The organism is Streptomyces sp. NPDC014733, from assembly GCF_043083385.1.
Classification (GTDB): Bacteria; Actinomycetota; Actinomycetes; order Streptomycetales; family Streptomycetaceae; genus Streptomyces.
The window spans coordinates 79,835-94,625 of sequence record NZ_JBIBYO010000013.1 but is presented as its reverse complement, the minus strand read 5'-3'; the positions used below and the strand labels follow the sequence as shown (position 1 = coordinate 94,625).

At 74.4% G+C, this 14,791-nt stretch carries 9 protein-coding genes; 7 read left to right on the top strand and 2 right to left on the bottom strand.

What is annotated here, in order from left to right:
- The first annotated feature begins 106 nt into the window (after positions 1–106).
- The 3 genes from ACF1BH_RS25285 to ACF1BH_RS25275 all read left to right on the top strand — a co-directional run bounded on the left by ACF1BH_RS25285 (position 107) and on the right by ACF1BH_RS25275 (position 3,129).
- A complete protein-coding gene (locus ACF1BH_RS25285; RefSeq protein WP_391645894.1) occupies positions 107–691 on the top strand; it encodes a small secreted protein in 585 nt (194 codons plus the stop codon).
- Positions 692–797: 106 nt separating this feature from the next.
- Positions 798–2,336 carry a methyltransferase gene (locus ACF1BH_RS25280; protein WP_391645892.1) on the top strand — a complete coding sequence of 513 codons (1,539 nt, stop codon included), beginning with the start codon at positions 798–800 and terminating at the stop codon, positions 2,334–2,336.
- A 388-nt stretch (positions 2,337–2,724) separates the two neighbouring features.
- Positions 2,725–3,129, top strand: coding sequence for a hypothetical protein (locus ACF1BH_RS25275; RefSeq protein WP_391645890.1), 405 nt, complete (start codon positions 2,725–2,727; stop codon positions 3,127–3,129).
- Positions 3,130–3,281: 152 nt separating this feature from the next.
- On the opposite strand, the gene ACF1BH_RS25270 is transcribed toward ACF1BH_RS25275, so the two are convergent.
- Positions 3,282–3,728 (bottom strand): DUF2752 domain-containing protein, encoded by a 447-nt coding sequence (locus tag ACF1BH_RS25270; protein WP_391645888.1) that lies wholly within the window; start codon positions 3,726–3,728, stop codon positions 3,282–3,284.
- A gap of 61 nt (positions 3,729–3,789) precedes the next feature.
- Positions 3,790–4,458, bottom strand: a complete 669-nt coding sequence (locus ACF1BH_RS25265) for a hypothetical protein (protein WP_391646058.1) — start codon at positions 4,456–4,458, stop codon at positions 3,790–3,792.
- Between the two features lie 472 nt (positions 4,459–4,930).
- Here ACF1BH_RS25265 and topA point away from each other — a divergent pair, with 472 nt between their 5' ends.
- The 4 genes from topA to ACF1BH_RS25245 all read left to right on the top strand — a co-directional run bounded on the left by topA (position 4,931) and on the right by ACF1BH_RS25245 (position 14,755).
- Positions 4,931–7,795 (top strand): type I DNA topoisomerase, encoded by a 2,865-nt coding sequence (gene topA / locus ACF1BH_RS25260; protein ID WP_391645886.1) that lies wholly within the window; start codon positions 4,931–4,933, stop codon positions 7,793–7,795.
- Positions 7,796–7,982: 187 nt separating this feature from the next.
- Positions 7,983–11,240 carry a dTMP kinase gene (gene tmk / locus ACF1BH_RS25255; protein WP_391645884.1) on the top strand — a complete coding sequence of 1,086 codons (3,258 nt, stop codon included), beginning with the start codon at positions 7,983–7,985 and terminating at the stop codon, positions 11,238–11,240.
- A gap of 245 nt (positions 11,241–11,485) precedes the next feature.
- Positions 11,486–12,727, top strand: a complete 1,242-nt coding sequence (locus tag ACF1BH_RS25250; protein ID WP_391645882.1) for a DNA polymerase III subunit delta' — start codon at positions 11,486–11,488, stop codon at positions 12,725–12,727.
- A gap of 432 nt (positions 12,728–13,159) precedes the next feature.
- The gene (locus ACF1BH_RS25245) at positions 13,160–14,755 is read left to right on the top strand and encodes an alpha/beta hydrolase (RefSeq protein ID WP_391645880.1); all 1,596 of its coding nucleotides are present in this window, start codon (positions 13,160–13,162) and stop codon (positions 14,753–14,755) included.
- Positions 14,756–14,791 lie beyond the last annotated feature (36 nt).

The window sequence follows — 14,791 nt, the reverse complement described above, 5'->3', positions numbered from 1 at the left end:
TGGTGCAAATGGCTTCATTGCGGTACGTAGCGGAAGGCCCGCTCGTGGGCCAGGCCCTTTGGCCGTGTATGTTCCGGGGCCGAGAGCCATGGAAGGGACCGATCCGGTGAACAAGAAGCTTGTGGCCGCGCTGTCCGGCGGTGCGGCACTGATGCTCGCGCTGACCGGGTGCAGCGACGACAGCAGCAAGAAGCTCGACGACTGGGCCAAGACGTTCTGCGACCCCGCGCAGGCACAGTTCAAGAAGATCCAGGACGCCAACGCCGCGATGCAGACGGCCGATGAGGGCACCACGGACTCCAAGAAGGTCCAGCAGACCGACTCGGCGGCCTTCCAGAAGATCTCCGACGCCTACAAGTCCCTCGCCTCCTCCCTGAACAAGGCCGGCCCCCCGCCGAGCGAGAACGGCGAGACGGCCCACAAGGACGCGGTCAAGGAACTCAACGCCCTCTCCAAGGGCTACGCGGACCTCAAGAAGCAGGTCGACGGTCTGGACACCGGCGACAAGCTGAAGTTCGCCGACGGGCTGCGCGACCTCTCCAACGGCATCAACAAGCTCAACAAGCAGAGCGAGGCCGCCTTCAAGAAGCTGGAGTCCGGCGACGTCGGCAAGGCGATGGCCGGTCAGAAGGGCTGCCAGAGCCAGAACGCGCCCGCCTCCCCCTCGGGCGGGGAGTCCAAGAAGCCGTAACCGGAGACCCGCAGCCGGAACCGGTTCACGGCCCGGTGCCGCGCCCGTGAGGCGCGCGGCGCCGGGCCGTCGCCGATTGTCGGTGGTGGGGCCGACAATGGACGGCGTGAGTACGCACCTCCCCACCACAGATGTCCGCGACCCCGCGAGCCGCGCCCGCACCGACCGGATGCGCGCCGCGCTGCTCGCCGCCGACTTCACCGCCGACGGCCTGCTGGAGCTGCTGGGCGCGCCCGCCTACGCCGCGCTGGCCCGCAGCGAGACGGTGCCCGCGCTGCGCGCCACCCGGGGCGGGAGCCCGCTGGAGACGCTGGTGCGGCTCTTCCTCCTCCAGCGCCCGGTGGCGCGCGCCCGCGCCGAGGCCGCGCTGCCGGTGGCGGACTGTCTCGCCGACGGCTGGCTCGCCGAGGACGGCGCCGAGGTGCGCGCCCGGGTGGACGTCCGCCCGTACGGCGGCCCCGAGGGGCAGGACTGGTGGGTCGTCTCCGACCTGGGCTGCGCGGTCGGCGGCGCGGGCGGCATCCGCGGCGCCGGGCAGGTGGACCGCTCCGAGCTGGTGCTCGGCGTCGGCGGCGCCTCCACGACGCTCGCCGGGATCACCGTCCCCACGCCCGCGGGCCGGGCGCTCGACCTCGGCACCGGCTCCGGCATCCAGGCGCTGCACGCCTCCCGGCACGCCACCCACGTCACGGCGACGGACCTCAACCCCCGGGCGCTGCGGATCGCGGCGCTGACGCTGGCGCTCTCCGGGGCGGCCCCCGCCGAGCTGCGCGAGGGCTCGCTCTTCGAGCCGGTGGGGGAGGAGACGTACGACCTCATCGTCTCCAACCCGCCGTTCGTGATCTCGCCCGGCGCCCGGCTGACGTACCGCGACGGCGGGATGGGCGGCGACGACCTGTGCCGCACCCTGGTGCAGCAGGCCGCGGCGCATCTCAACGACGGCGGGTACTGCCAGCTGCTGGCCAACTGGCAGCACGTCGAGGGCGAGGAGTGGACCGACCGCGTGCGCTCGTGGGTGCCGCGCGGCTGCGACGCCTGGGTGGTGCAGCGCGAGGTGCAGGACATCACCCAGTACGCCGAGCTGTGGCTGCGGGACGCCGGCGATCACCGGACCTCCCCCGAGGAGTACGCCGCGCGGTACGACGCCTGGCTGGACGAGTTCGAGGCGCGCGGCACCAAGGCCGTCGGCTTCGGCTGGATCACGTTGCGCAAGTCCGGCGCGGACGAGCCGTCGATCACCGTCGAGGAGTGGCCGCACCCGGTGGAGCAGCCGCTGGGCGAGACCGTCGTCGGGCACTTCGCGCGCCAGGACTATCTGCGCCGGACGGACGACGCGGCGCTGCTGGCCGGGCACTTCCGGCTGGCCGGTGAGGTGGTGCAGGAGCAGGTCGGGCTGCCGGGCGCGGAGGACCCGGAGCATGTGGTGCTGCGGCAGCACCGCGGGATGCGCCGGGCCACCAAGGTGGACACGGTCGGCGCCGGGTTCGCCGGGGTCTGCGACGGCTCGCTCCCGGCGGGCCGGATCCTGGACGCCATCGCCCAACTCATGGGCGAGGACCCGGTGTTGCTCCGCGACCGGACCCCGGCGGCGATCCGGATGCTGGTGGAGCAGGGCTTCCTGGAGCCGGTGGGAACGGAGGGCTGAGGGGGAGCCGGGCCGACGCGGACGGGCTCGGGGCACGCCCCACCACGAGGCGCGCCCCGCCATGAGGCGCGCCCCGCCACGAGGCGAGTCCGGCGGCGAGGTGCGCACCCCGAGATGAGCGGCGCCCCGCGGTGAGGCGCGCCCGGCGTCCGGGGCGGCCCCGCCGTCGCGGCCGACGGTGCCGCCGCCCCGCCGTCCGGCGCCGTCCGCTCAGGGGCCGGATCCGGCCATATCGGAAGAGACGCCGAATTCGGGAGGCGTCGGCGGAACCCGGCAGCCGTTCCCGACCCTCACTGGGGATGAGGACGGGCGGGGGCGCCGGGCAGGCGACGGGCCTCCGCCGTGAGTCCGGTTGTCAGATCCATCAGCCCAGCCAGTGAGGACTGTCATGAACCGAGCACTCCGTTTGACCGCCGTCAGCGTGATCACCGCCTCCCTGCTCGTCGGGGGAGGGGCCGCCGCCTTCGCCGCGCCCGCCCAGCTGCACTCTCCCGCCCCCGTCTCGGCGACGGCACCGGCCACGGCGTCGCTCACCGCCAAGGCGAGCGTCTCCTCGATCGGGGCGTGGCAGGAGTTCCGCATCACGGGGACCTCGCACGGCATCGCGGCGGGCACCAAGGTCACCGTCCAGCAGAAGCAGGGCACCCGCTGGGTCTCGCTCCCCGCGCAGACCCCGGTCAGCTCCACCGGCGCCTACTCGGTGCGGGTGAAGCTCGGCATCAAGGGCCTCAACCACCTGCGGATGGCCGTGAACCAGACCATCTCGCCCGAGGTCACGGTCACGGTGCGCTGACGCACCCGCCGTACGCGTACGGCGCCGCCGCGGAGGCCCGCCCTCGGGCACGGCCTCCGCGGCGGCGGCCGTACCGCGCCCGGCGGGGCGCACCCGGAAACGGCGCGCGCCCCGCCCGCCGCGGCGCACCCCGGCCGGACGGCCCGCGCGGGTCAGCCCACGAGGTTGCGGGCGAGCATCCACACCATCGCGACGCCCAGGACCGCGGCGCCCGCGCGGCCCGACAGGCGCAGGCGGTAGTAGCGGCCGCGCAGCCCGGTGATCAGCCAGCGTCCGACGGCGTAGGCGGCGGCCGGTACGCCCAGGACGAGCAGGGCGGCGTTGTCGTGGAACGCCGCCACGACGTCGGCGTGCAGCAGGTCGTACGCGAGGCGGGTGCCGCCGCACAGCGGGCAGAGCAGACCGGTCGCCCACCGGAGCGGGCAGCCGGGGAGCAGATGGCCCGGCTCGTGCGGATTGGTGTTCCAGAGATAGACGGCCCCCGCCGCGCCGATGCCGAGGCCCACGGCGGCCCGGCGCAGCGTGGTGGCGCGGATGCCGGGACCGCCCGGCGGCCCGGTCGGCCCGGCGGGACGGGGCGCGGGACCGGTGGCGGTCACGCCGCCGGCTCGCAGGGCACGGACCCGCAGGTCATCGGCGCACCCGCCACGGACCGGCCCGTCACAGGCTCAGCGACCGGGCGTGGTTGACCTGGTTGAGCACGTACATGACCTGTTCCCGGGACTGCACGGGGACCATCGTCGCGTGATGGCGTCCGCCGCCGGCCACCGTGACCTGCACGAAGCCGGTGGTCACCCGCTCCTTCATGAGCAGGAAGAGCAGTCCGAGCAGGCAGAAAAAGAAGAAGACGATGCCCAGGACGATCGCGTGCGTGGGGATCTTCTCCTCGGTGCGCGACATGTCCGTGGCGGTCCAGACGGCGCCCTTCAGCGGCATCGGGCCGGACGGCGTCATGATCGTGTCGCCGCTGATCGCGATGTCCCCGATCGAGAAGCCGACCCCGGCGGCACCCGGCTGCGGCCCCGGCGCGAAGCCACCGCCGGGCGGCGGGAAGCCCGGCGCGCCCTGCGGCTGCGGCGGAGCGGCGGGCGGGGGCGTGGCGCCGCCCGGGTAGCCGTACCCGGACTCCGGCGCGGCCTGCGGGTACCCGTAACCGGGCTGCCCGGGAAGGCCACCCTGCGGATATCCGTACGGGGAACCGGCCGGCGGGGCGGGCGCGGCGCCGGGCTGCGGCGGCGTCCCGGGCTGCGGCGGAACGCCCGGGTCCGCCCCCGGCCGGCCCGCGTCCGCCCCCGGCGCACCCGCCGCATCCCCCTGCGGCTTCGCCAACGGATCCGGCTTCGCCAACGGATCCGGTTTCGCCGAGGAGCCCGGCGCGGCCGGTGCGGTGGGCGGGACCGGCGGCACGGGCGGGGTCGGTGCGGCGTACGGGTTGGGTTCGTCCTGGGGAGGGCCGGGATGCTGGTGCGCCATGAGTGATCTGTCCCCCGAGTGTGCGTGCTGGCGGCGGCGGGCGGTCCGTGAGAGGAGCCGTACCCGGCCATCCTGCCAGTAGGCCGCCGTACGCAGACCGGGGAGCGGACATCGTGACCGAACAGCGGCGGCGCCGCCGGCGGATACGGTCCGGGCGGCAGGAAGGCATGTAGTCGGGTTACCGTTCGAGTGGCGTTGCGGGGATTTTCCGTTTGACACGGGGGCGGGAGGTACCGTCACACTCCGCAGCGTCAAGCGACACCGCAGTGTCCGCCTCCAGCGCTATCGCCTGGAGGTATCCAGGCGTCGACCGGAGAGAAGAGCCAAGTTGTCCCCGACCAGCGAGACCGCAGAGGGCGGCGGCCGCCGCCTCGTCATCGTCGAGTCGCCCGCCAAGGCGAAGACGATCAAGGGGTATCTCGGCCCCGGATACGTGGTCGAGGCCAGTGTCGGGCACATCCGTGACCTCCCCAACGGCGCGGCGGAGGTGCCGACGAAGTACAAGGGCGAGCCGTGGGCCCGCCTCGGGGTGAACGTCGACGCCGACTTCCAGCCCATCTACGTCGTCAACAGCGACAAGAAGGACCAGGTCAAGAAGCTCAAGCAGCTGCTGGCCGAGTCCGACGAACTCTTCCTCGCCACCGATGAGGACCGCGAGGGCGAGGCCATCGCCTGGCATCTCCAGGAGATCCTCAAGCCCAAGGTCCCCGTCCACCGCATGGTGTTCCACGAGATCACCAAGGACGCCATCCGCGACGCCGTGGCGCACCCCCGCGAGCTGAACAAGAAGCTCGTCGACGCCCAGGAGACCCGCCGTATCCTCGACCGCCTCTACGGCTACGAGGTCTCGCCGGTCCTGTGGAAGAAGGTCATGCCGCGGCTGTCGGCGGGCCGGGTGCAGTCCGTCGCGACCCGTCTCGTCGTCGAGCGGGAGCGCGAGCGCATCGCCTTCCGCTCCGCCGAGTACTGGGACCTGACCGGCACCTTCGCCACCGGCCGGGCCGGGGACAGTTCCGACCCGTCGACGCTGACCGCCCGCCTCGCCACCGTCGACGGCCGCCGTATCGCCCAGGGCCGTGACTTCGGTGCCGACGGCCGTCTCAAGAACGACGCGGTCCTCCACCTCGACGAGGCGAACGCCCGCGCGCTGGCCGCCGCCCTCGCGGAGACGGCCTTCGCGGTCCGCTCTGTCGAGTCCAAGCCGTACCGCCGCTCCCCGTACGCGCCGTTCCGGACGACCACCCTCCAGCAGGAGGCGAGCCGCAAGCTCGGGTTCGGCGCCAAGGCGACGATGCAGGTGGCCCAGAAGCTGTACGAGAACGGCTTCATCACCTATATGCGTACGGACTCCACGACGCTCTCCGACACCGCGATCTCCGCCGCCCGCGCACAGGTCACGCAGCTCTACGGCGCCGACTACCTGCCGGAGAAGCCGCGCAGCTACGCCGGGAAGGTCAAGAACGCGCAGGAGGCGCACGAGGCGATCCGCCCCTCGGGCGACCGCTTCCGCACCCCGGCCGAGACGGGCCTGACCGGCGACCAGTTCCGGCTGTACGAGCTGATCTGGAAGCGGACCGTCGCCTCCCAGATGAAGGACGCGACCGGTAACTCCGTCACCGTCAAGATCGGTGGCCGCGCCGCCGACGGCCGGGACGCCGAGTTCACCGCGTCCGGCAAGACCATCACCTTCCACGGCTTCCTCAAGGCGTACGTCGAGGGCGCCGACGACCCCAACGCCGAGCTGGACGACCGCGAGCGCCGGCTGCCGCAGGTCGCCGAGGGTGACGCGCTGGGCGCCCGGGAGATCACCGCCGACGGCCACGCCACCAAGCCCCCGGCCCGCTACACCGAGGCGACGCTGGTCAAGGAGCTGGAGGAGCGGGAGATCGGCCGCCCGTCGACGTACGCGTCGATCATCGGCACGATCCTGGACCGCGGCTACGTCTTCAAGAAGGGCACCGCGCTCGTCCCGTCGTTCCTCTCCTTCGCCGTGGTCAACCTGCTGGAGAAGCACTTCGGGCGGCTCGTCGACTACGACTTCACCGCCCGGATGGAGGGCGACCTCGACCGCATCGCCCGCGGTGAGGCCCAGTCCGTGCCGTGGCTGCGGCGCTTCTACTTCGGCGAGGGCGGCGAGGACAGCGCCTCCGGTGCCGCCTCGGACGCCGGCAACGGCGACGGCGACCACCTCGGTGGCCTGAAGGAGCTGGTCACCGACCTCGGCGCGATCGACGCCCGGGAGATCTCGTCGTTCCCGGTCAGCGACGACATCAAGCTGCGGGTCGGCCGCTACGGCCCGTACGTCGAGCGCGGGGAGAAGGACGCCGAGGGCCACCAGCGCGCCGATGTGCCGGACGACCTCGCGCCGGACGAGCTGACCGTGGAGCTGGCCGAGGAGCTGCTGGCCAAGCCCAGCGGCGACTTCGAGCTGGGCACCGACCCCGAGAGCGGTCACCAGATCGTCGCCAAGGACGGCCGGTACGGCCCGTACGTCACCGAGATCCTGCCCGAGGGCACCCCGAAGACCGGCAAGAACGCGGTGAAGCCGCGGACCGCGTCGCTCTTCAAGTCGATGTCGCTGGACACGGTCACGCTCGCGGACGCACTCAAGCTGATGTCGCTGCCGCGGACCGTCGGCGCGGACGCCGAGGGTGTGGAGATCACCGCGCAGAACGGCCGCTACGGCCCGTATCTGAAGAAGGGCACCGACTCGCGCTCCCTGGAGAGCGAGGAGCAGCTGTTCACGATCACGCTGGAGGAGGCGCTGGCGATCTACGCCCAGCCCAAGCAGCGTGGCCGGGCCGCCGCCAAGCCGCCGCTGAAGGAGCTGGGCACCGACCCGGTCAGCGGCAAGCCGGTGGTGGTCAAGGACGGCCGGTTCGGCGCGTACGTCACCGACGGCGAGACCAACGCCACGCTGCGCCGCGACGACGACGTCGAGACGATCACGGCGGAGCGCGGCTACGAGCTGCTGGCCGAGAAGCGTGCCAAGGGCCCGGCGAAGAAGAAGACCGCCAAGAAGGCCCCGGCGAAGAAGGCGGCCAAGAAGGCGCCCGCGAAGAAGACGGCGGCGAAGAAGACCGCGGCCAAGAAGACCACCGCGGCGAAGAAGACCACCGCCAAGAAGACGGCGGCCGCCAAGACGACCGCGGCGAAGAAGTCCGCCGTGGCGGAGGCGCCCGGCGAGGAGTGAGCGGGCAGGCGGCGGGCACGGTCCGCCGCCTCCTCCGTACCCGGCGCGCGGCCGCATCCCGCGCGCCCCGGGGCGGTCACCACGCCGTACGAGGACAAGGGCGGGCAAGGCGGGCGGTGGCCTGTCGGGCCCGCCCCTTTGTTCGGGCGGGGCCCGCGCGAACGCGGCCTGCCGATAGGCTGGGCGGATGACGCGTGCCGAGCAGCCAACGGCCCAGACCCCCACTTCAGGCGCCCTTGCCGCGGATTCCCGCGAGCGCGCCGTACGAGCCCTGTTGCGCTTCCCCCCACTGAAGCGACTGTGGAGCGCCCAGTTCGTCGGGGCCATCGGCGATGCCCTGTCCATGCTGGTCCTCGTCCTCCTCACCCTCCAGGCGGCGCTGTACGTGCCCCTGGGCGGCCAGGCCGTCTTCGGCGGTGGCTACCGGGGCGCGGCCCTCGCGGTCACCGTGGTCTTCGCGGCGAGGATGCTGGCGACCCTGCTCTTCGGAGCGGTCCTGCTGGGCCCGCTGTCGGCGCTGACGGCGCCCTCCGGGCCGCTCGACCGCCGCTGGACGATGATCGTCGCCGATGTCGTCCGGGTCGCCCTGCTGGTCGTCGCGCCGCTCTGGCTGGACTGGACGCGGGCGAACGCACTCGCCTGGCTGCTGGTCACGGCGTTCCTGACCGGTGTCGCCGAGCGCTTCTGGACCGTCGCGCGGGAGAGCGCGGCGCCGGGGCTGCTGCCCGCGCCGCCGCCCGAGGGCGCCACCGTCCGGCCGCTGCCGGACAACCTGGCGGCGCTGCGGCGCCTCTCGCTGCGCACCACCTTCGTCTCACTGCCGCTCGCCGCCGCCGCGCTCGTCGTCGTCACGCTCGTCGGCAAGCTGCTGGGCGCCGGGGTGGCGTGGTTCGACAGCCACCAGGCGGCCCTGGGCTCCTATGTGGCGGCGGGTCTGTTCGCCGCGTCCGTGTCGGTCCTGTACTTCATCGAGCTGCCCGGCGGCGCCACGCCGCGGCCGCGCTCCCCGCTGGAGGGGCTGCGCCGCCCGAAGGCCGCCGGCGCGGACAAGGGCCGTACCGGCGCCGCCCCGCTGCTGGTGCTCGCCTGCGCCTCGGTTGCCGCGGCCGTCGCCGCCGCGGTCTCCCTCGCCGTCCTGCACTCCGCCGACCTCGGCGGCGGCCCGGTCCTCTTCGCGCTCCTGGTGCTGGTGCTGACCGGCGGCCCGGTCGTCGGCATCCGCAGCGCCCGCCGGGTGCTGCCCGCGCTCTCCCGCCGCCGTCTGCTGGCCCTCGCGGTCGCCGGGACCGGCCTGGCGCTGCTGGTCATGGGCCTGGTGACGGACGCGACGACCGCGGTGCTGCTGGCGCTGCTCGCCGGGGTGGGCGCCGGGATCGCCGCCAACACCGGCCACGTCCTGCTGGAGCACGAGGCCGAGGAGGCCGACCACGCCCGGATCACCGGGCAGCTGCACGCCGTCGTCCGCCTGGCGGTCGCGGTGGCCGCGATCGTCGCGCCGCTGCTGGCCGCGGTCATCGGCCCGCACCGGGTCGGGAGCGGCGCGTTCGCCTTCGGCCACGGCGGCGCCGCGTTCGCGCTGATGCTGGTCGGCGCGTTGCTGCTGCCGGTCGCCGCCTGGGTGCTCGGCAAGGTCGACGACCGCAACGGGGTGCCGCTGCGGCGCGATCTGCGGGAGGCGCTGCGCGGCGGCGACCCGGAGCAGGCGCCCGCGCCCACCGGATTCTTCATCGCCCTGGAGGGCGGCGACGGCGCGGGCAAGTCCACGCAGGTCGAGGCGCTCGCGGAGTGGATCCGCGCCAAGGGGCACGAGGTCGTGGTGACCCGTGAGCCGGGCGCGACCGCCATCGGCAAGCGGCTGCGCTCGATCATCCTGGACGTCTCCACCTCCGGCCTTTCGGACCGCGCCGAGGCGCTGATGTTCGCCGCCGACCGCGCCGAGCACGTCAACAGCGTCATCCGCCCCGCCCTGGAGCGCGGCGCCGTCGTCATCACCGACCGCTACATCGACTCGTCGGTCGCCTACCAGGGCGCCGGCCGCAACCTCGCGCCCACCGAGATCGCCCGGATCTCCCGCTGGGCCACCGACGGCCTGGTGCCGCATCTGACGGTGCTGCTGGACGTCACCCCGCAGACCGCGCGGGAACGGTTCACCGAGGCGCCGGACCGGATGGAGTCGGAGCCCGCGGAGTTCCACGAGCGGGTCCGTGCCGGGTTCCTGACGCTGGCCGCCGCCGACCCGGCCCGCTACCTCGTCGTCGATGCCGGCCAGGAGCCGGAGGCCGTCACCACCGTCGTCCGCCACCGCCTCGACCAGGTGCTGCCGCTGTCGGCGGCCGAGGTCAAGGCGCAGGAGGAGGCGCGTAAGGCGGCGGAGGAGGAGGCCCGGCGCAAGGCCGAGGAGGAGGCTGCGCGCAAGGCCGAGGAGGAGCGCCTGGAGCGCGAGCGCCAGGAGCAGCTGGCGAAGCTGCGCGCCGAGGAGGAGGAGCGCAAGCGCCGCGAGGCCGAGGAGGCCAAGGCCCGCGAGGAGGCCCGGCTGGCCGAGGAGGCCCGGCAGCGCGCCGAGGAGGCCCGGCTCGCGGCGGAGGCGGAGCGCAGGCGCCGCGAGGCCGAGGAGCGGGCCCGCGCCGAGGAGCAGGAGCGGCTGCGGCTGCGCGCCGCGGAGGAGGCGCGGCTGCGCGCCGAGGCGGAGGAGCGCCGCAAGGAGAAGCAGCGCAAGGCCGAGGAGGCGCTGCTCCGCGCCGAGCAGGCCCGGATCGCGGCGGCCGAGGCGGCTGCCGCGGCGGAGGCGAAGGCGGCCGAGGAGGCCCGGGCGGCGGCCACGGCCGCCGAGGCGCCGACGACCGAGACGCCCGTCGCCGATCTGCGCAAGCAGACCGCGCGCGAGGGCGGTACCCGGACGGGCTCGTCGGCCGAGCCGTCCGGCGGTGCCTCCGGTTCCGGCCCGGACCGGGACGCGCGTCCCGGCTCCGGCAGCGGCCCCGCCACGGACTCCGCCGCCGACGCGGACAACGAGCGGACCGCCGCCCTGCCGCTGCCCGGACCGGGCCCGGTGCCCGGTGCGGCGGACGAGACGACGGTGCTGCCGCGCGCCACGTTCGACCCGGACGCCGAGGAGACCAGCGTGCTCCCGGCGGTCCGGCCCGAGGAACGCGAGGCGGCCCCCGAGGACCGGGTGCCGTCCTGGCTCTTCCGCGACGAGGAGCGGGGCGGGGCGCACCCCGCCCCGCACGCGCACCCGGCGCCCGCCGAGTCCGGCGCCGAGCGCACCCGCGAGCTGCCGCAGCTGGACCCGGAGACCGGCCGTCCGGCCGAGCCGCCGCAGCGCACCCGCCGCCGCCCGGAGTGGGCGGAGGAGACCCCGCTGGACGATCTGCCGACCCTCTCCGACGAGCTGTTCGGCCGCCGCTCCGAGGACGGCGACGACCGCCGGGGCCGCCGCGGTTGACCCGGCTCCGTACGGAACGCCCGTGGCCCGCAGCCGCTCCGCTGCGGGCCACGGGCGTTCCGCGTACCGGGCGGCCGGCGGCCCGGACCGGATTGTCGGTGGGGTGCACCACAATGGAACGAGCGCGAGATGCGGCGGCGCGTGCGGTGACACCGCACCCCGCCGTTGGCGGCGCACGACCAGCAGGGACGGTGGCCGCGACCGGCGGCCCCGGGCGCGGAGCGGGAGAGGGACGGCGGTCAGCGATGGCGGTATGGGACGACGTGGTCGGCCAGGAGCGGGTGACGCAGGAACTCGCCGCGGCCGCACGGGACGCGGACGCCCTCGTCTCCGCCGACCGGGCCCCCGACGCCGCCGTGCCCGGTGAGCCGGCGTCCGGGGAGCCCGGCGGCGCCTCCCGGATGACGCACGCCTGGCTCTTCACCGGCCCGCCCGGCTCGGGCCGCTCCACCGCCGCCCGCGCCTTCGCCGCCGCGCTGCAATGCGTCTCCCCGGACCGCGCGCTGGGCGGCGCCCCCGGCTGCGGCTTCTGCGACGGCTGCCACACCACCCTCATCGGCACCCACGCCGATGTCGAGATCGTCCGTACGGACCTGCTCTCCATCGGTGTGAAGGAGACCCGCGACCTGGTGCGCCGGGCGTCGCTCTCCCCGGCGGGCGGACGCTGGCAGGTGATCGTCCTGGAGGACGCCGACCGCCTCACCGAAGGCGCCGGAAACGTCCTGCTCAAGGCGGTCGAGGAGCCCGCGCCCCGCACCGTCTGGCTGCTCTGCGCCCCCTCCATCGAGGACGTCCTGCCGACCATCCGCTCCCGCTGCCGCCACCTCTCGCTCCGGACGCCGCCGGTCGACGCGGTCGCCGATGTGCTGGTGCGCCGCGACGGCATCGCGCCGGAGGCCGCGGCGGCCGCCGCCCGCGCCACCCAGGGACACATCGGCCGGGCCCGCCGCCTCGCCACCGACGAGCGGGCCCGCGCCCGCCGGGCCGCGGTCCTCAAGCTCCCGCTGCGCATCGACGACATCGGCGGTTGCCTCAAGGCCGCCCAGGAGCTGATCGACGCGGCCGGGGAAGACGCCAAGCAGGTCGCGGAGGAGGTCGACACCAAGGAGACCGAGGAGCTGCGGGCCGCCCTCGGTGCCGCCGCGGGCACCGGCGGCCGGCTGCCGCGCGGCACCGCGGGCGTGATGAAGGAGCTCCAGGACCGCCAGAAGCGCCGCGCCACCCGCACCCAGCGCGACAGCCTCGATCTCGCCCTGGTCGACCTCACCGGCTTCTACCGCGACGTCCTCACCCTCCAGCTCGGCGCCCCCGTCCCGCTCGCCAACGACGAGGTCCGCGACAGCCTCGACCGCATCGCCCGCGCCTCGACACCGGTCCGCACCCTGCGCCGGATAGAGGCGATCATCGCGTGCCGGGAGGCGCTGGACCGCAATGTCGCGCCGCTGCTGGCCGTCGAGGCGATGACGGCGGCGCTGCGGGCAGGGTGAGGGCCGGGGCGGTTTCCGGCCGGGCTCCGGGCCGGTCCCGGTGCGGGCGGCCCGTGCGCCGACGCGGCCCGGGGCGCCCGTAGTGCATCCGGCGCGACCCGGTCTCGGGGTGCAGTCGCCCTGTGACCTGCGGCGTCGACCCGCTCCCGGCTCCGGACCGACTGGGTGCCACTCCGCTCGGAACGGCCCGAACAGGCCCGCATGACGGCGCTGCGGGGGACGACCGCCACGTCCACTCCACCCGACGTACAGCACACACAGCCCTCACCCCGCTACTCTCCGTTCATAAGATTTCGGGCACCGCGCCCATACCCCCGCACCGGCCACCGACCCGGCACCACTCCTGGCCACCGACCCGGCGGGCGTCGCCCCGCACCGCCAGTACTTCGTACGCCGTACGCCCACAGGGCCCACAGGGACAAGGGACCGCCCATGGCCACCAGCCGTCTGTTCCGTACCTCCGCCGCCTTCGTCGCGGCCACCGCGCTGCTGATCTCCGGCTGTTCCTCGGGACCGTCGTCCACCCCCGCCGCGGCCGGCCCGGGGCGGGGCGAGGACGCCGACGCCTCCGGGGCCGGCGGCGCCCCGAAGTCCGTCCTCGCCCCGCTGCCCACCGCCGTCCCCGCCGACCTGCGGCCGTACTACGACCAGAAGCTCAGCTGGCACGCGTGCGGCGTCAGCGGCTTCGAGTGCGCCACGATGAAGGCGCCGCTGGACTACGCGCGGCCCGGCGAGGGCGGCGACCTCAAACTCGCCGTCGCCCGGAAGAAGGCCACCGGCCCCGGGAAGCGCATCGGCTCCCTGATGGTCAACCCGGGCGGCCCGGGCGGCTCGGCCATCGACTACCTCCAGCAGTACGCACCGGAGCCCGCCGCCGTCCGCGCCCGCTACGACATGGTGGCGATGGACCCGCGCGGTGTGGCCCGCAGTGCCCCGGTGGAATGCCTCTCCGACAAGGAGATGGACCGCTTCACCAAGACCGACCAGACCCCCGACGACGCCGCCGAGATCACCGCGCTCAGCAACGCGTACCGCACCTTCGCCAAGGGCTGCGAGGCCCGCTCGGGCAAGCTGCTGCCGCATGTCTCCACCGTCGAGGCGGCCCGCGACATGGACGTCCTGCGCGCCGTCCTCGGCGACCGGAAGCTGTACTACGTCGGCGCCTCGTACGGCACCTTCCTCGGCGCGACGTACGCCGGGCTGTACCCCTCCCACGTCGGCCGGCTGGTGCTGGACGGCGCGATGGACCCCTCGCTCGGCCCCCGCCAGGTCAACATCGAACAGACCGCCGGCTTCAACACCGCCTTCACCGCCTTCGCCGAGGACTGCGTCAAGCACCGCGACTGCCCGCTCGGCACGAAGAGCGCCGACGACGCCGGCAAGCGGCTCTCCGCCCTGTTCAAGAAGATCGACGCGCATCCGCTGGAGACCGGCGAGGACCGCCGCCTCACCGAATCGCTCGCCACGACGGGCGTGATCGCCGCGATGTACGACGAGAAGGCGTGGCCGGTCCTGCGCGAGTACCTGGCCCAGGCCGAGAAGGGCGACGGCCGCGGCCTGCTGACCCTCTCCGACAGCTACTACGAGCGCGACCCCGACGGCCACTACGCCAACCAGATGTACGCCAACCCCGCCGTGAACTGCCTCGACCTCCCCCCGGCGTACACCTCACCCGCCCAGGTCCGCGCCGACCTCCCGCGCTTCCGCAAGGCGTCCCCGGTCTTCGGCGACGAATTCGCCTGGGCCTCCCTGAACTGCGCGTACTGGCCGGTCAAGCCCACCGGCGCCCCCGAACGCATCGAGGCCAAGGGCGCCGCGCCCATCGTCGTCGTCGGCACCACCCGCGACCCCGCCACCCCGTACACCTGGGCCAAGGGCCTCGCCGCCCAGCTCTCCAGCGCCACCCTCCTGACGTACGAGGGCGACGGCCACACCGCCTACGGCCGCGGCAGCACCTGCATCGACAAGGCCGTCAACACCTACCTCCTCGACGGCACCGTCCCCCCGAAGAACAAGCGCTGCACCTGACCCCGCCCCCACCCCCCTGACCAGCCCGTCAACCGA